The sequence below is a fragment of the Pseudonocardia sp. ICBG601 genome, from assembly GCF_020496245.1.
Genome location: NZ_JAHLJA010000148.1, coordinates 3319664 through 3335988, shown reverse-complemented (window position 1 = coordinate 3335988; position 16325 = coordinate 3319664). Strand labels below are relative to the sequence as shown.

The following is a 16325-nucleotide window of genomic DNA, read 5'->3' as shown; positions in this document are numbered from 1 at the left end:
CACGCGGGTGCCTCAGGCGCTGCGACGACGGCGAGTCCCGGCCCGGTACGGGCTGACCGCCGGTGAGCCGTCGACCCAGTGGCGCCACGGCAGCTCGGCCGCCGCGGCGACGCCCACCCGGGGCCCGGTCCGGACGAGCTCGGGGGCGACCGGGTCACCGGCGCGCAGCCGTACCCGGGAGGCCGGGTCGGTGACGTCGGTCCCGTCGTCCTCACGGCGCAGCCCGAGGAGCGCGGCGAGGCGCGCGGGTCCGCGGGCCAGGTCCGCGTCGCGGCGGGCGGTGGGCCGGCGTTCCCGGGCCACCCCCGGGTCGGTGAGCAGCTCCCCGGCGCGCAGCAGCACCGCCCCCGGCTCGCCGTCGGACAGGCACGAGACGTTCGCGCAGAAGTGCATGCCGTAGACGAAGTAGACGTACAAGTGCCCGGGCGGGCCGAACATCACCGCGTTGCGCGGGGTCCGGCCGCGGTAGCAGTGCGACGCGGGGTCGTCACGGCCCCGGTAGGCCTCCACCTCGACCAGGCGCACCGCGACCGTGCCGTCGGGGGTGTCGGCCTCGAGGACGCAGCCGAGCAGGCGTCGTGCGGCGGGCAGGACGTCGACGGCCAGGGCGGACCGGTCCAGCAGACCGGCGGGGCCCGGCCGGTCGTCCCGGCCGGGCCCCGCCGTGTGGTCGTCCACCGTCAGCGGCGCGCGAGCGCCAGCTGCACGCAGGTCACGACACCGGCCATGGCCTTCTCGACCTCGTCGAGCGGGGGCAGGGTCGGGGCGAGACGGATGGTCGCGTCCTGCGGGTCCTTGCCGTAGGGGTGCGTCGCACCGGCCGGGGTCAGGACGACCCCCGCCTCCTTCGCCAGCCGCACGACCTCCGAGGCGAGGCCGTCCGGGACGGTCAGGCTCACGAAGTAGCCACCCCGGGGCTTGGTCCAGGACACGCCCTCCACGTCGGAGAACGCCTCGCTCAGCAGCCGGTCGACCGCGGCGAACTTCGGCGCGATCAGCTCGCGGTGCGCGGCCATGTGCGCCCGCAGCCCGGCGGCGTCCTTGAGGAACAGGGCGTGCCGCAGGTGGTTGACCTTGTCCGGGCCGATCGTCTTCTTCGACGCCAGCTTCAGCCACCAGTCGACGTTCGCCTGCGAGGCACCGAAGAACGCGACGCCCGCACCGGCGAGGGTGATCTTCGAGGTGGACCCGAAGACGAACGGGCGGTCCGCGTTGCCCGCCTCGGCGGCCAGGGTGAGGATGTCGGCGATCTCGACCTCCTCGGTGGTCAGGTGGTGCACCGCGTAGGCGTTGTCCCACATGATCCGGAAGTCCGGGGCGGCGGTCGGCATGGTCGCCAGCCGGCGCACGACCTCGTCGGAGTAGACGGCCCCGTCGGGGTTCGAGTACTTCGGCACGCACCAGATGCCCTTGATCGACGGGTCGTCGGCGACGAGCCGCTCGACCTCGTCCATGTCGGGGCCGTCCGCGGTCATCGGGACGGTGACGAGGTCGATCCCGAGCCGCTCGCACACGCCGTAGTGGCGGTCGTAGCCGGGGACCGGGGCGATGAACGCGACCCGGCCGGCGTCGACCCAGCGGGTCGGGGCGCCGGGCAGCGCGGTCAGCAGCGCGTGCACGAGCGTGTCGTGCATCAGCTCCAGGCTGGAGTTGTTCGACGCCACCAGCTGCCCGACCGGGACCTGCAGCGACGGCGCGAAGATCTCCCGCAGCTCGGGCAGCCCCTGGCCGCCGCCGTAGTTGCGGGTGTCGGTGCCGTCGGCCGCGCGGAACTGTCCCGCGCCCGGCAGGCCGAGCAGCTCGTGGGACAGGTCCAGCTGCTGCGCGGACGGCTTGCCCCGCGTCAGGTCGAGCTTCAGGCCGGCGGCCTTGAGCTCCTCGTAGGCTGCGGCAGGGTCGGTCATGCGGTTCCTCCGGTGAACTCTCGCGCTGCTGCGACCGCGGTACGCAGGTCGGTGAGCTGCTCGGCGACCCGGTCGCCGGCCGTCCCACCGCGCGCGTTCCGCGACGCGATGGAGCCTTCCACGGTCAGTACGTCGCGGACACTCGGGTCGAGTGCCGGGTGCACGGCGGCCAGCTCGGCGTCGGTCAGGTCCTCCAGCCCGACGCCGCGGGCCTCGGCGGCACGGACGCAGCCGCCCGCGGCCTCGTGCGCCACCCGGAACGGGACGCCCTGCCGGACGAGCCACTCGGCGACGTCGGTGGCGAGGGTGAACCCGGCCGGGGCCAGCTCGGCGAGCCGCCCGGTGTGGAAGGTCAGGGTGGCCACCATCCCGGCGACCGCGGGGAGCAGGAGCTCCAGCTGCGCGACCGAGTCGAACAGCGGCTCCTTGTCCTCCTGCAGGTCCCGGTTGTAGGCCAGCGGGAGCCCCTTGAGGGTGGTCATGAGCCCGGCGAGGTTGCCGACGAGCCGGCCGGACTTGCCGCGGGCCAGCTCGGCGACGTCGGGGTTCTTCTTCTGCGGCATGATCGAGCTGCCGGTGGAGAACGCGTCGTCGAGGGTGACGTAGCCGAACTCGGCCGTCGCCCAGAGGATGATCTCCTCCGACAGCCGCGACAGGTCGACCCCGATCATCGCGAGGACGAACGCGGCCTCGGCGGCGAAGTCCCGCGAGGCGGTCCCGTCGATCGAGTTGGCCGAGGACCCGGTGAAGCCGAGCTCGGCGGCGACGGCCTCCGGGTCGAGCCCGAGCGAGGACCCGGCGAGCGCGCCGGAGCCGTAGGGCGACCAGGCGCTGCGCCGGTCCCAGTCGGCGAGCCGGTCGACGTCGCGCAGCAGGGCCTGGGCGTGCGCGGCCAGCTGGTGGCCGAGCAGCACCGGCTGGGCGTGCTGCAGGTGGGTGCGGCCGGGCATCGGCGCGCCGGGGTGGGCCTGCGCCTGGGCGACGAGGGCGTCGACGACGTCGAGCACGCCGGAGCCGACCCGTCGCGTGGCGTCGCGCAGCCACATCCGGAACTGGGTGGCGACCTGGTCGTTGCGCGAGCGACCGGCCCGCAGCTTGCCGCCCAGGTCGGCGCCGGCCCGCTCGATGAGGCCGCGCTCCAATGCGGTGTGCACGTCCTCGTCGCCCGGGTCGGCGCCGAACGCCCCGGAGGCGACGTCGGCGGCGAGCTCGTCGAGTGCCTTGTGCATCCCCGACAGCTCCTCGTCGGTCAGCAGACCGGCGCGGTGCAGGACCCGGGCGTGCGCCTTCGAGCCGCGGATGTCGTAGGGGGCCAGTGCCCAGTCGAAGTGGGTGGACTTCGACAGCGCCGCGAGCGCGTCGGCCGGACCGGACGCGAACCGGCCACCCCACAGCGCTCCGCCACCGGCGGCCGCGCCCTCTCGGGGGTCCGCGTCGGTCATGTCGGGTCTCCTTCTCGTTCGTCGTGCGTCCCGGCGGCCGCGTGGGCCCTCCGGGGCAGGTCCTGCAGCCGTTCGGCCAGCTCCGCCCCGGTGAGGGGCTCGCGGGCGACGACGATGACCGTGTCGTCGCCGGCGATGGTGCCGACGACGTCGTGCAGTGCGGCCCGGTCGAGTGCGCTCGCGAGGTAGTGCGCCGCGCCCGGCGGGGTCCGCAGGACCGCCAGGTTCCCACTCGCGTCGGCGGACACGAGCAGCTCCCCCAGCAACCGGGCGAGCCGCCCGGTGCCGCCCTCGACCCCGCGCACGGGGCTGCCGTCCTCGGGGATGCGGTAGACGGGCTGCCCGCCGTCCGCGCCGCGGAGCTTCACCGCGCCCAGCTCGTCCAGGTCACGCGAGAGCGTGGCCTGGGTCGTCTCGATGCCGTGCCGCTCGTGGAGCAACCCGATGATCTCCACCTGGCTGCTCAGCTCGTAGTTCCAGACCACGTCGATGACGGCCGCCTGCCGGCTGGCCCGGCTCACCGGGTTCCTGCGGTCGCGGTCCCCCTCACCCATGCCGCAGGAGCCAGGTGAGCAGCGCCTTCTGCGCGTGCAACCGGTTCTCGGCCTCGTCCCAGACGGCGCTGGCGGCGCCGTCGAGGACCTCGTCGGTGATCTCGTCGCCCCGGTGGGCCGGCAGGCAGTGCAGCACGATCGCGTCGGGTGCGGCTCGCTCCAGCAGGGCGGCGTTGACCTGGTACGACCGGAACGGCGCGACCCGGTCCAGCCCGTCCTCCTCCTGGCCCATCGAGGTCCAGGTGTCGGTGACGACGACCTGGGCGCCCTCGACGGCGGCGACCGGGTCCGCGACGAGTGCCACCGAGCCCCCGGTCTGCTCGGCGCGGGCCTTCGCGTCGCGCAGCACGTCGTCGTCGGGGGTGAACCCGGCGGGCGCGGCGATCCGTACGTGCAGCCCGGCGGTGGCCCCGCCGAGCAGCAGCGAGTGGGCGATGTTGTTCGCGCCGTCGCCGAGGTAGGTCAGGGTGAGCCCGGCGAGGCGGCCGAACCGCTCCCGCACGGTCTGCAGGTCCGCCAGGATCTGGCACGGGTGGAACATGTCGGTCAGCGCGTTGACCACCGGAACGGTCGCCGCGGCGGCCATCTCCTCGATCCGCTCCTGGCCGCTGGTGCGCCACACGACCGCGTCGACGTAGCGCGACAGCACCCGGGAGGTGTCGGAGATGGTCTCGCCGCGCCCGAGCTGGCTGGTGGTGCCGTCGAGGATGATCGCGGTGCCGCCGAGCTGGGTGATCCCGGCCTCGAAGGACACCCGGGTGCGGGTGGAGGACTTGTCGAACACGACCCCCACCGCGCGCGGCCCGGCCAGCGGGCGCTCGGCGAACGGGTCGGCCTTGAGCCGGTCGGCGAGGTCGAGGACCTCGGCCTGCTCGGCCGGGGTCAGGTCGTCGTCGCGGAGCAGGTGGCGGACCATCAGTTCCCCTGCCCCTCGTGCTGGGCCGCGGCGGCGTCGAGGACCGCCGGGAAGGCCGTCAGGAACTCCTCCGCCTCGCCGTCGGTCAGGGTCAGGGCCGGGACCAGCCGGAGCCGGTCCGGGGTGGCGTTGTTGACCAGGATCCCGGCGTCGCGGGCGGCCGCGGCGGCCTGCGCGGCGACGGGCGCGGTCAGGCCGATGCCGATGTGCAGGCCGGCGCCGGAGACGTCGCCGACCAGGGGGTGGCCGAGACCCTCGATCCGGCTGCGGATCTCCTTGCCGAGCCGGTCGACGTGGCCGAGCAGCCCCTCGGCCGCGACCGTGTCGAGGACGGCGAGCGCCGCGGCGCACGACACCGGGTTGCCGCCGAAGGTGGTGCCGTGCTGGCCGGGCTCGAGCAGGGCTGCGGCGTCGCCGAACCCGATGCAGGCCCCGATCGGGAGTCCGCCGCCGAGGCCCTTGGCCAGGGTGACGACGTCGGGGACGATGCCGTGCGCCTGGTGGGCGAACCAGTACCCGGTGCGGCCGATCCCGGTCTGCACCTCGTCGAGGACGAGCAGTGCGCCGCGCTCGGCGGTGATCCGCCGGGCCTCGGCCAGGTACCCCTCGGGCGGCACGATCACGCCGGCCTCGCCGAGGATCGGCTCCAGGAACACCGCGGCGGTCCGCTCGGTGACGGCGGCGTCGAGTGCGGCGACGTCACCGAACGGGATGTGGGTGACCCCGGCGGGCATCGGCTCGAACGGGGCCCGCTTGGCGGGCTGCCCGGTCAGCGCGAGCGCGCCCATCGTGCGGCCGTGGAACGCGCCCTCGCAGGCGATGATCTCCGGCCGCCCGGTCCGGCGGGCGATCTTGAAGGCGGCCTCGTTGGCCTCGGTGCCGGAGTTGCAGAGCAGGGTGCGGGCGTCCTCGCGGCCGAGCAGGGCCTGCAGCCGCTCGGCGAGCTGCAGCGCGGGCTCGGTGATGAAGAAGTTCGAGGTGTGGCCCAGGGTGCGGACCTGCTCGGACACCGCCTCGACGACGGCCGGGTGCGCGTGGCCGAGCGCGTTGACCGCGATCCCGGAGTAGAGGTCGAGAAAGCGGCGCCCCTGCGCGTCCCACACCTGGGCGCCCTCGCCGCGGACCAGGGTCAGCGGCGGGGTGCCGTAGTTGTTCATCAGTGCGGCCTGCCACCGCTGCGCGTGCGTGGTCATGTCGTTCCCCCAGCTGTGGCGTCCGGCAGCACCATGGTGCCGACGCCCTCGTGCGTGAACACCTCGAGCAGGACCGAGTGCGGCACCCGCCCGTCGATCACGTGGGCCTGTCCGACGCCCGACCGCACGGCGCGCAGACAGGCCTCCATCTTCGGGGCCATGCCGCTCTCCAGGCGGGGCAGCATCGGCTCGAGCTGGTCCGCGGTCAGCGAGGTGATGATCGACTCCGGGTCGGGGTAGTTCGCGTAGAGCCCCTCGACGTCGGTGAGCACCACGAGCTTCGCGGCGTCCAGCGCGCCGGCGAGCGCCGCGGCGGCGCTGTCGGCGTTGATGTTGTGGACCTGGCCGTCGGCGTCCGGCGCGATCCCGGCGACGACCGGGATGCGGCCCGCGGCGATGATGTCCAGCACCGCGTCCGGGTTGACCTTCGTGACGTCACCGACCAGGCCGATGTCGACGGGCTCGCCGCCGACCAGCGCGGTGCGCTTCTCGGCCGTGAACAGGCCCGCGTCCTCCCCGGACAGACCGACGGCGAGCGGCCCGTGGGCGTTGATCAGCCCGACGAGCTCGCGCCCGACCTGGCCGAACAGCACCATCCGGACGATCTCCATCGTCTCCGGGGTGGTGACGCGCAGGCCTCCGCGGAACTCGCCGGGCATGCCGAGCCGCTTCAGCATCGCCGAGATCTGCGGCCCGCCGCCGTGCACGACGACCGGGTGAATGCCCGCGAGCCGCAGGAACACCATGTCCCGGGCGAAGGCCTGCTTCAGCTCCTCGTCGATCATGGCGTTGCCGCCGTACTTGACGACGACGATCCGGCCGTGGAAGCGCTGCAGCCAGGGCAGCGCCTCGGCGAGCACGCCGGCCTTCTCCCCCGCCCGCTTCAGCCGGGCCGGGGTCTCCGGGGACGGCGCGATCTGCGGCTGCGGCAGCGCGTCCGGGGCGACCGGCTCAGGAGGAGTAGGCACTGTTCTCCTCCACGTAGGCGTGCGACAGGTCGGTGGTCCGGATCTCGGCGGTGTGCCCCTCGGCCCCGCCGGACAGGCCCAGCTCGACCTCGATCAGCACGTCCTTCCCGGACAGGTCGCAGTCGGCCCGGTCCCCGGCGACGACGGCGCCCTTGCACAGCAGCACGCCGTTGATCGTGACGTCGAGGCGCTCGGAGTCGATCTCGGCGTCGGCGTACCCGGCGGAGGCGGCGACCCGGCCCCAGTTGGGGTCGGACCCGAACATCGCGGTCTTGACCAGGGAGTCGCGGGCGATCGTGCGGGCGACGGTGACCGCGTCGTCCTCGGAGGCGGCACCGGTGACCCGCACGGTGATCCGCTTGGTGACGCCCTCGGCGTCGGCCTGCATCTGCTCGGCGAGGTCGCGGCACACGCGGGTGAGCGCGGCGGTGAACACCGCCGGGTCGGCCTCGACGCCGGACGCGCCGGAGGCCAGCACCAGCACGGTGTCGTTGGTGGACATCGAGCCGTCGACGTCGAGCCGGTCGAAGCTGTAGCGGACCGCCTCGCGCAGCGCGGCGTCGAGCGTCGCCCGGTCGAGGACGGCGTCGGTGGTGAGCACGCTGAGCATGGTCGCCATCGACGGGGCGATCATCCCGGCGCCCTTGGTGGTGCCCCCGACGGTCCAGCCCGCCGGGTCGGTGACCGCGGACTCCTTCGGGACGGTGTCGGTCGTCATGATCGCGGCGGCGACGGCGGACCCGGCCTCGGGCCCGGACGCCAGCTCCGCGGCGGCCGACCGGACCCCGGCGAGCACGGTCTCCCGCGGGAGCTGCTCACCGATCAGGCCGGTGGAGCACACGGCGACGTCGATCGCGCCGCAGCCGACCACCTCGGCGACCTGCTCCGCGGTGGCGTGCGCGACCTGGAAGCCCTCGGCGCCGGTGCAGGCGTTCGCCCCGCCGGAGTTGAGGACGACCGCGCGCAGCGAGCCGGTGGTCAGCACCTGCTGGGACCACAGGACGGGGGCGGCCTTGACCTTGTTGCGGGTGAAGACCCCGGCGGCCTCGGTGCGCGGGCCGTCGTTGACGACGAGCGCCAGGTCGGCCTTGCCGGACTTCTTGATCCCGGCGGCGATCCCGGCGGCCCGGAAGCCCTGGGCTGCGGTCACGCTCACGGCGCCACTCCCGTCGTCGGCAGGCCGGTGGTCTCGGGCAGACCGATGGCCAGGTTCATGCACTGGACGGCGCCGCCCGCGGTGCCCTTGGTGAGGTTGTCGATCGCGGAGACGACGACCAGCCGGGCGGCGTCGACGTCGACGGTGACCTGCAGCGCGACCATGTTGGAGCCGAGGGTCTGCGCCGTGGTGGGCCACTGGCCCTCGGGCAGCAGCCGCACGAACGGCTCGTCGGCGTAGGCCTTCTCGTAGACCGCCCGGACCGCCTCGGCGTCGGTCGCCGGGTCGATCAGCGGGGCCGAGCAGGAGGCGAGGATGCCGCGCGGCAGCGGCGCGAGCACCGGGGTGAAGCTCACCGACACGGGCGAGCCGAGCGCGGTGGACAGGTTCTGCGCGATCTCCGGGGTGTGCCGGTGCACGCCGCCGACGCCGTACGCCGACAGCGACCCCATGACCTCCGCGCCCAGCAGGTGCGGCTTGAGCGACTTGCCCGCGCCGGAGGTGCCGGTGACCGCGGTGATCACGACCTCGGGGGCGACAAGGCCGGCGACCAGGGCCGGGACCAGCGCGAGGCTGGTGCCGGTCGGATAGCAGCCCGGCACCGCGACGCGACGGGTGCCGGTCAGCGCGGCCCGGGCGCCGGGCAGCTCGGGCAGCCCGTAGGGCCAGTGCCCGGCGTGCTCGCCGCCGTACCAGCGGTCCCAGGCGGCCGGGTCGGTGAGGCGGTGGTCCGCCCCGCAGTCCACGACGAGCGTGTCCGGCCCCAGCTGCGCCGCCAGCTCGGCGGACTTGCCGTGCGGCAGTGCGAGGAACACCGCGTCGTGTCCGGCGAGGTTCTCCGCCGTGCTCTCGCCCAGGACGCGGTCCGCGAGCGGGGTCAGGTGCGGCTGGTGCTCGCCCAGACGCGTCCCCGCGTTCCCGCCGGCCGTGAGGGCGCCGATCTCCACCTCGGGATGTGCGAGCAGCAGCCGGAGGAGCTCTCCCCCGGCGTAGCCACTGGCTCCCGCCACTGCGATGCGTACCACGTGGATGAGTATGCACGTCCCCGGAAAGCCATGCAATCGGGATTCACGATCGCGACCGGGCGGTGCGGAACCGGGCCCGGCGGCTGCGTGCGACGCCTAGTTTCCCGCGGGTGCGGCGACGGGTGACACGCGGGGTGGGGCCGGGCGCGGGCGCGCCCGCACGGGGACGGTCGGTGGCCGTCACGGCGGCGGTCGCGGCGGTGCTCGCGGGGCTGCTCGGCGGGTGCGCGTCGACCGTGTCGGGGACGCCGTGGCCGACCGGCCAGGGGCCCGCGCTGCCGTCGTCCGGGGCGGCACCGGTGGAGCCCACGCGACGGCCGCCGACGTCGTTCACGGTGCCCGGGCCGCTGTCGAGCGGGCCGCTCGCCGCCCCGACCACCGACGGCCGCCCGACCACGACGGTCCCGCCCGTCCCGGTGCCGCCCTCTTCCGGAACGCCGGTCCCGTCCGGTCCCCCCGACGGCGGGGCCGGTGCGGCGCGCACGGTGCCGCCGGTGCCGGTCGGGGACGGTGCGTCCCGCGTCCCGGACGGGCGGGCCCGGCCCGCCCCGGGAACGGCGCGCGCCACGGCCCGGCCCACCGCACCGGCCGCCCCGGCCCCGCTGACCTCGGACGTCGTGGCCGACGAGTGCCTGCTCGACCACGCCGCGCTGACCGGGCTGCTGGGCGGCCCGCCGGTCGCGCCCGCGACGAACGCCGTGGTCACCCGCACCGACGGCACCCGCACCCGGGCCTGTTTCGCGCTCGCCGACGGCGTGACGGTGTCGGTGAACGTGTACACGACGAACCGGGGCACGCCCGCCGGCTACGTCGCCGGCCCACGGCACGGCAGCACGGTGACCGGCCTCCCGGCGGGGACCTCCGCGGCGGTGCTCGACACCGTCGCCGGGCCGACCCTGCAGCTGGCCACCGCCCGGTACCTCGTGACGGTGGCGGTCGCGGGACGGACGCCGTCCCGCGACCAGTGGCGGGCCGCCGCGGTGGCCGCCGTCGCGGCGGCCCCGCGCTGAGCAGGCCGGGCCCGGCGCGGGCCCGCCACTGGCCGGGGGTCAGCGCAGCGCGGCTCCGTGCCGGGCCGTGGCCTCGGCGACCGCCGCGTCCCGCGCGGCGTTCGCCTCCTCGCTGGTCAGCGTGCGGTCCGCGGCGCGCAGCCGCAGCGAGAACGCCAGCGAGCGGCGGCCCTGTCCGACCTGGTCGCCGGTGTAGACGTCGAACAGCCGCACCGACTCCAGCAGCTCCCCCGCGCCCGCGGTGAGCGCGTCGGCGAGGTCCGCGGCCGGGACCGCCTCGTCGGCGACCAGCGCGACGTCCACCGCGACCGGCGGGAACGCCGACACCCGCGGCACGGGCAGGTTCTCCCGCAACGGGACCGCGTCGAGGTCGATCTCGGCCGCGGCGGTGCGGGCCGGCAGCCCCAGCGCCTCGACGACCTTGGGGTGCAGCTCCCCGGCGTACCCGACGACGGTGTCGGTGCCCGCGACGACGAGCTCCGCGCACCGGCCCGGGTGCCACGGCGCCCGCTCGGCGCGGCGCGCCCGCAGCTCCACACCGGCGGCGGCACCGGTCAGCCGGGCCGCCTCGACCGCGTCCTCCCAGGCCGCGGGACGACCCTTGCCCCACCAGCCGCGCGGCTCGCGGTTCCCGGCCAGGACGACCCCGACGTGCACGGGCTGGTCGGGCAGCGCGGCGCGCAGGGCGGCGTACTCGGCGTCGGACGGGCGGCCGGTGACGGCCGGGTCGGGCATCGCGGGGGTGGTCTCCCTCGGCTGCACGACCTGCGCGATCGCGTACAGCGCGAGGTCCTCCGCGCCACGGGAACGGTTGCGCACCAGCATGTCCAGCAGGCCGGGGAGCAGGGTCGTCGTGAGCCGGGACCGCTCGGCGTCGAGCGGGTTGGTGACGGCGACGGTGCGGCGGCGCTCGTCGTCGGCGGGCAGGCCCAGGTCGTCCCAGACGGCGTCGGAGACGAACGGGAACGGCAGCACCTCGACATGGCCGGCCTCGGCCAGCGCGCGGGACACCGCACGGCGGCGCTGCTGGGCGGCGAACAGGCCGCGTCCGGCCGGGGCGGTGGGCAGCACCGAGGGGATGGCGTCGTAGCCCTCCAGGCGCAGCACCTCCTCCACCAGGTCGGCGGCCATGGTGAGGTCCGGGCGCCAGGTCGGCGGGGTCGCGACGACGACCCCCTCGCCACCGGCACCGGTGTCCAGCGCGACGGCGCAGCCGACCTGGGTCAGGCGGCGCACGGTGGCCCCGCGCGGGTAGTCGACGCCGGCGACGCGGTCGGGCATCGACAGCGGCATCCGCACGCTCGCGACGGCGGGGACCCCGCCCTCGTCGGTGCGGCCGTCGGCGAGGGTCCCGCCGCCGAGCTCGACGAGCAGCTGCGCGGCGCGCTCGGCCGCGACCGGCGGCAGCGCCGGGTCCACGACCCGCTCGAACCGCTTGGACGCCTCGCTGGGCAGCTTGTGCCGGCGCGCGGCGCGCGCGATCACCGGCGGGGAGAAGTGCGCGGCCTCCAGCAGCACGTCGACCCGGGCTCCGTCGGCGAGGTCCTCCGGCGCGGGGATCTCGGTGGACGCGCCGCCCATGACACCGGCGAGCCCGATCGGGCCGGAGTCGTCGGTGATGAGCAGGTCGTCGGTGTCCAGCGCACGGGTGTGGCCGTCGAGGGTCTGCAGCTTCTCCCCCGTCGTCGCGCGGCGGACCTCGATGGCACCGGTCAGGCGGGTCGCGTCGTAGGCGTGCAGCGGCTGGCCGAGGTCGAGCATCACGAAGTTGGTGACGTCGACGATCAGCGAGATCGGCCGCATCCCGGCCGAGAGCAGCGCGCGCTGCATCCACCAGGGGCTGGGAGCGGCCGGGTCGACGCCGTCCACCCGGCGGGCGACGAACCGGGGGCAGGCGTCGGCGTCGGCGAGCCGCACCGGCCACGCGTCGCCGGTGGTGTCCGGGACGGCGACCCGGGTGACCGGGTCGGTGTAGTCGGCGTCGAGCGAGGTCGCGAGCTCGCGGGCGAGACCGCGGACGGCGAAGCAGTAACCCCGGTCCGGGGTGACGGCGAGCTCGACGACGGGCTCGGACAGGCCGAGGACGTCGAGGGCGTCGTCGCCGGGCTCGGCGGTGCCGGGCGGCAGCACGAGGATGCCGCCGCTCTCGGCGCCGAGGCCGAGCTCCTTCGCCGAGGCGATCATGCCGTCGGAGACCTTGCCGTAGGTCGTGCGCTGGGCGATCGCGAAGTCACCGGGCAGCACCGCACCCGGCTCGGTGACGACGACGAGGTCGCCGACCGCGAAGTTCCGGGCGCCGCACACCACGTAGCGGTGGCGCTGCCCCTCGAAGCCCACCCGGCAGTACCGGATCGGCTTCTTGAACTCGGTGAGCTCCTCGATCTCCTCGACCCGGGCGACCGTGACCGGCCCGGTGACCGCGGGGGCCGGGTGGATCTCCTCGACCTCCAGCCCGACGCGGACGAAGGCGTCGCCGATCGCCTCGGGACCGGCGGGCAGCGCCGCCGGGTCGATGTGCCGGGCGAGCCAGGACGCGGACACTCGCACTGCTCAGAACTCCTCGTGTGGAAGCGGGGTGGGCCGGGTCAGACGCCGAACGCGGTCGAGAAGCGCACGTCGCCCTCGACCATGTCCCGCATGTCCGGGATGCCGTTGCGGAACATCAGGGTCCGCTCGATGCCCATGCCGAACGCGAAACCGGAGTAGACGTCGGTGTCGACGCCGCAGGCGCGCAGGACGTTGGGGTTGACCATGCCGCAGCCGCCCCACTCGACCCAGCCGGGGCCGCCCTTCTTCTGCGGGAACCACAGGTCCACCTCGGCCGAGGGCTCGGTGAACGGGAAGTACGACGGCCGCATCCGGGTACCGGCCTCCGGGCCGAACACCGCGCGGGCGAACGCGTCGAGCGTCCCCTTGAGGTGGGCCATGGTCAGCCCGCGGTCGACGGCGAGGCCCTCGACCTGGTGGAACACCGGGGTGTGGGTGGCGTCGAGCTCGTCGGTGCGGAAGGTCCGGCCGGGGCAGGCCACGTAGACCGGCAGCTCGCGCTCCAGCAGCGACCGGACCTGCACCGGCGAGGTGTGCGTGCGCAGCACCGTGCCCGAGTCCTGCCCGCGCTCGGGGTCACCCAGGTAGAAGGTGTCCTGCATGGTGCGGGCCGGGTGGTCCTTGCCGAAGTTGAGCGCGTCGAAGTTCAGCCACGACGCCTCGACCTCGGGACCCTCGGCGACCTCCCAGCCCATCCCGACGAAGATGTCGGCGATCCGCTCGGACAGCTGCGTGATGGGGTGGCGCGCGCCGCGCGGGCGACGGTCCCAGGGCAGCGTGACGTCGACGGCCTCCTCGGCCAGCACCCGGGCGTCGCGCTCGACGAGCAGGACCTCGCGGCGCGCGTCGAAGGCGGCCTGGGCCTCCACGCGGGCGGCGTTGACCCGCTTGCCGGCGTCGGCGCGCTCGGGGCCGGGCAGCTGCCCCAGCGACCGGCGGGCCATCGGGATCGGGGCGCGGTCGCCGAGGTGCGCGGGCTTCGCCGCGGCCAGCGCGTCGAGGTCGCCCGCCTCGTCGAACGCCGTGCGGGCGGCCTCCACCGCGGCCTTCAGTGCATCCGGGTCGAGGGGGCTCGCCGTGTCGTTCTCACTCATGGTGCCCCCGATCGTAGAGGGCGGCCGCGAGCCGGTTTCAGTCGCGCGCCGGGGACAGCTGCGGGGCGACGCCGGCGCGGGCCCCGACCGTCGCGTACAGGCAGATCGCCGCGGCGGTGGCGAGGTTCAGCGACTCGGCCCGGCCGTGGATCGGGACGCGGACCCGGTGGTCCGCGGCGGCGTGCACCGCGGCCGACGGGCCGTGCGCCTCGCTGCCGAGGATCCAGGCGACGGGCCCGGCGAGGGTCGGGGTGACGGCGGGGTCATGGAGGTCGACCTCGCCGTGCCCGTCCGCGACGAGCGTGGTCAGCCCGGCCGCCCGGCACATCTCGACGACGGCGGGCGCGTCCCGGTCGCGGGCCAGCGGCAGGTGGAACACGCTGCCGGTGGAGGCCCGGACGGCCTTGCCGTTGTGCGGGTCGACGGTGTCCCCGGCCAGGAGGACCGCGTCGCAGCCCGCCGCGTCGGCGACCCGGATCACGGTGCCGACGTTGCCGGGGTCGGAGATGCCGTCGCAGACCGTCACGAAGCCGGGGACCCCGGCCAGCGCGGTGGCCACCGGGACGTCGAGCAGGTCGCAGACGGCGACGATCCCCTGCGGGGTGACCGTCTCGGACAGACCCGCGGCGGCCTTGTCCGTCACCGGGGACACCCGGGCGCCGGAACGCTCCGCGGCCTCGACCAGCTCGGGGTGGCGTTCGGCGGCGACGGCGGTGACGAACAGCTCGTGCACCGTCACGGCGGCGAGGGCCTCGCGGACGGCCTGGGCCCCCTCGACGAGGAAACGCCCGGCCCGATCGCGCCCCGCGCGTCGCAGCAGCTTGCGTGCCGCTGCGACGCGGGGAGTGCGTTCGGTACCGGGCGTGGAGTCCGCGGAGCGCTCGCCGGCGCCGCGCGACTCGATGTCGCCTCGGGTCACCTCAGGCCGCGGAGCCCTGCTCGGTGCCGACCGGCAGGTTCTCCTTCGCGACCGCGACGAGCGCGGCGAAGGCGGCCGGGTCGCTCACGGCGATCTCGGCGAGGTTCTTGCGGTCGACCTCGACACCGGCGGCCTTGAGGCCCTGGATGAACCGGTTGTAGGTCATGTCGTTGGCGCGGGCCGCGGCGTTGATGCGAGTGATCCACAGCTGCCGGAAGTCGCCCTTGCGCGCGCGACGGTCCCGGTAGGCGTAGTTCATCGAGTGGAGCATCTGCTCCTTGGCCTTGCGGTACAGCCGCGAGCGCTGCCCGCGGTAGCCGGCGGCCGACTCCAGCGTGGTGCGGCGCTTCTTCTGGGCGTTCACGGAGCGCTTCACGCGTGCCATGGGGTATCTCCTGGGGCTTCTCCGGCACTACCGCGATGGGGGTACGGCGTGCCGGGGTTCGTGAAAGGGGCGGAAGGTCAGTGACCGAGCAGCTTCTTGACGCGCTTCACATCGGCCTTGGCGAGCTCGACGGTGCCCGACAGGTCGCGCTTCTCCTTGCGCGACTTGACCTCGAGACGGTGCCGCAGCCCGGCCTGCTGGCGCATGAGCTTGCCGCCACCGGTGATGCGGACGCGCTTCGCGGTCCCCTTGTGCGTCTTGTTCTTCGGCATGACGTATCCGTTCGATGTCGGCCCCCGAGGTTCCGGGGGTCGGTGCGGGTACTGCGTGTCCCTCCCGTGCCCGGCTGCGGCCGGGCACGGGAGCGGGCTCACGCCTCGGCTTCGGCGGGGGCGTCGGCCGGGGCGTCGGAGCTGGCTGCGGCCGTCGTCTTGCGCGACGCCGGCTTCTTGGTCGGTGCCAGCACCATCGTCATGTTGCGGCCGTCCTGTTTCGGAGCGGCCTCGACGACGGCCATGTCACCGATGTCCTCGGCCAGGCGCTGGAGCAGGCGGTAGCCCAGCTCGGGACGCGACTGCTCGCGACCACGGAACATGATCGTGACCTTGACCTTGTTGCCGCCTTCGAGGAAGCGGATGACGTGACCGCGCTTCGTCTCGTAGTCGTGCTTGTCGATCTTCGGCCGGAGCTTCTGCTCCTTGATCACGGTGAGCTGCTGGTTGCGCCGGGACTCCCGGGCCTTCTGCGCGCTCTCGTACTTGAACTTTCCGTAGTCCATGAGCTTGCAGACCGGCGGGCGGGCCTGGCCGGCGACCTCGACGAGGTCGAGGTCGGCGTCCTGGGCCAGCTTGAGGGCGTCCTCGATACGCACGATCCCGACCTGCTCGCCGTTCGGGCCCACGAGGCGGACCTCGGGCACGCGGATGCGGTCGTTGATGCGGGGCTCTGTGCTGATGGGGTCTCCTGTGTGACTCGCTGTGTCGCTACTACCTGCTGCCGGCGACGACAAGCGAAGACCCGTTGATCGGCCCGCGACAGAATGCTGCCGCGAAGCCGGACCATGGACCCGGACACCGTTACGATCACGGCGCGGGTGGGAGCGGGGCTCCACTTGACGCCCGGAACACACGTGTCAACGCGATCCCGGGTGGTCGCATTCCCGAGGGTAACAGGCCGCCGGTGTGCCGGGAACGCGGGGTCCGGGCCGGGACC

The 16325-nt window shown here is 74.7% G+C and carries 16 protein-coding genes; 1 reads left to right on the top strand and 15 read right to left on the bottom strand.

All coding sequences use genetic code 11. From position 1 onward, the window contains the following. Window positions 1-12 precede the first annotated feature (12 nt). Genes KPL57_RS45270 through argC form a run of 9 tightly spaced genes read right to left on the bottom strand, consistent with a single transcriptional unit; the run spans window position 13 to window position 9164 of the window. Window positions 13-678 (bottom strand): DNA-3-methyladenine glycosylase, encoded by a 666-nt coding sequence (locus tag KPL57_RS45270; protein ID WP_374203849.1) that lies wholly within the window; start codon window positions 676-678, stop codon window positions 13-15. Between the two features lie 2 nt (window positions 679-680). Beyond that, window positions 681-1904 (bottom strand): aminotransferase class I/II-fold pyridoxal phosphate-dependent enzyme, encoded by a 1224-nt coding sequence (locus KPL57_RS45265; protein ID WP_226356510.1) that lies wholly within the window; start codon window positions 1902-1904, stop codon window positions 681-683. Beyond that, window positions 1901-3346 (bottom strand): argininosuccinate lyase, encoded by a 1446-nt coding sequence (argH, locus tag KPL57_RS45260; protein ID WP_226356509.1) that lies wholly within the window; start codon window positions 3344-3346, stop codon window positions 1901-1903. Before argH ends, KPL57_RS45265 begins: the two co-directional genes overlap by 4 nt. Beyond that, entirely contained in the window at window positions 3343-3900 is a 558-nt protein-coding gene (locus KPL57_RS45255) for an arginine repressor (protein WP_226356508.1), read from the bottom strand. The genes argH and KPL57_RS45255 overlap by 4 nt, the downstream gene beginning before the upstream one ends. Continuing rightward, window positions 3893-4816, bottom strand: coding sequence for an ornithine carbamoyltransferase (argF, locus tag KPL57_RS45250; protein ID WP_226356507.1), 924 nt, complete (start codon window positions 4814-4816; stop codon window positions 3893-3895). Before argF ends, KPL57_RS45255 begins: the two co-directional genes overlap by 8 nt. Next, a complete protein-coding gene (locus KPL57_RS45245; protein WP_226356506.1) occupies window positions 4816-6009 on the bottom strand; it encodes an acetylornithine transaminase in 1194 nt (397 codons plus the stop codon). Before KPL57_RS45245 ends, argF begins: the two co-directional genes overlap by 1 nt. Continuing rightward, complete coding sequence (gene argB, locus KPL57_RS45240; protein WP_224387912.1) at window positions 6006-6926, bottom strand: acetylglutamate kinase; 921 nt, start codon at window positions 6924-6926, stop codon at window positions 6006-6008. The genes KPL57_RS45245 and argB overlap by 4 nt, the downstream gene beginning before the upstream one ends. Before the next feature lie 34 nt (window positions 6927-6960). Next, window positions 6961-8133: a bifunctional glutamate N-acetyltransferase/amino-acid acetyltransferase ArgJ gene (gene argJ, locus KPL57_RS45235; RefSeq protein ID WP_226356505.1), complete on the bottom strand. Its 1173-nt coding sequence runs from the start codon at window positions 8131-8133 to the stop codon at window positions 6961-6963. Beyond that, complete coding sequence (gene argC, locus KPL57_RS45230; RefSeq protein WP_226356723.1) at window positions 8130-9164, bottom strand: N-acetyl-gamma-glutamyl-phosphate reductase; 1035 nt, start codon at window positions 9162-9164, stop codon at window positions 8130-8132. Before argC ends, argJ begins: the two co-directional genes overlap by 4 nt. A gap of 167 nt (window positions 9165-9331) precedes the next feature. Between argC and KPL57_RS45225 the strand changes: the two genes are divergently transcribed. After that, on the top strand, window positions 9332-10168 hold the full coding sequence (locus KPL57_RS45225; RefSeq protein WP_226356504.1) for a hypothetical protein: 837 nt from the start codon (window positions 9332-9334) through the stop codon (window positions 10166-10168). Between the two features lie 39 nt (window positions 10169-10207). On the opposite strand, the gene pheT is transcribed toward KPL57_RS45225, so the two are convergent. The 6 genes from pheT to infC form a co-directional block, all read right to left on the bottom strand. Continuing rightward, window positions 10208-12715, bottom strand: a complete 2508-nt coding sequence (gene pheT, locus KPL57_RS45220; RefSeq protein WP_226356503.1) for a phenylalanine--tRNA ligase subunit beta — start codon at window positions 12713-12715, stop codon at window positions 10208-10210. A 38-nt stretch (window positions 12716-12753) separates the two neighbouring features. After that, the gene (gene pheS, locus KPL57_RS45215) at window positions 12754-13809 is read right to left on the bottom strand and encodes a phenylalanine--tRNA ligase subunit alpha (protein ID WP_226356502.1); all 1056 of its coding nucleotides are present in this window, start codon (window positions 13807-13809) and stop codon (window positions 12754-12756) included. 37 nt (window positions 13810-13846) lie between these two features. Further along, entirely contained in the window at window positions 13847-14713 is an 867-nt protein-coding gene (locus KPL57_RS45210) for an RNA methyltransferase (RefSeq protein WP_179762788.1), read from the bottom strand. A 16-nt stretch (window positions 14714-14729) separates the two neighbouring features. Beyond that, complete coding sequence (gene rplT / locus KPL57_RS45205) at window positions 14730-15113, bottom strand: 50S ribosomal protein L20 (protein ID WP_020623392.1); 384 nt, start codon at window positions 15111-15113, stop codon at window positions 14730-14732. Between the two features lie 77 nt (window positions 15114-15190). Continuing rightward, the gene (gene rpmI / locus KPL57_RS45200; RefSeq protein ID WP_020623393.1) at window positions 15191-15385 is read right to left on the bottom strand and encodes a 50S ribosomal protein L35; all 195 of its coding nucleotides are present in this window, start codon (window positions 15383-15385) and stop codon (window positions 15191-15193) included. Between the two features lie 98 nt (window positions 15386-15483). Then, the gene (infC, locus tag KPL57_RS45195; RefSeq protein WP_062402817.1) at window positions 15484-16122 is read right to left on the bottom strand and encodes a translation initiation factor IF-3; all 639 of its coding nucleotides are present in this window, start codon (window positions 16120-16122) and stop codon (window positions 15484-15486) included. Window positions 16123-16325: the final 203 nt, after the last annotated feature.

Excerpts from the sequence above, each read along its gene's own strand:
- argH (WP_226356509.1), bottom strand. The coding sequence starts at position 3,346 with ATGACCGACGCGGACCCCCGAGAGGGCGCGGCCGCCGGTGGCGGAGCG.
- rpmI (WP_020623393.1), bottom strand. The coding sequence starts at position 15,385 with ATGCCGAAGAACAAGACGCACAAGGGGACCGCGAAGCGCGTCCGCATC.
- pheS (WP_226356502.1), bottom strand. The coding sequence starts at position 13,809 with ATGAGTGAGAACGACACGGCGAGCCCCCTCGACCCGGATGCACTGAAG.
- KPL57_RS45255 (WP_226356508.1), bottom strand. The coding sequence starts at position 3,900 with ATGGGTGAGGGGGACCGCGACCGCAGGAACCCGGTGAGCCGGGCCAGC.
- rplT (WP_020623392.1), bottom strand. The coding sequence starts at position 15,113 with ATGGCACGCGTGAAGCGCTCCGTGAACGCCCAGAAGAAGCGCCGCACC.
- KPL57_RS45245 (WP_226356506.1), bottom strand. The coding sequence starts at position 6,009 with ATGACCACGCACGCGCAGCGGTGGCAGGCCGCACTGATGAACAACTAC.
- argF (WP_226356507.1), bottom strand. The coding sequence starts at position 4,816 with ATGGTCCGCCACCTGCTCCGCGACGACGACCTGACCCCGGCCGAGCAG.
- KPL57_RS45265 (WP_226356510.1), bottom strand. The coding sequence starts at position 1,904 with ATGACCGACCCTGCCGCAGCCTACGAGGAGCTCAAGGCCGCCGGCCTG.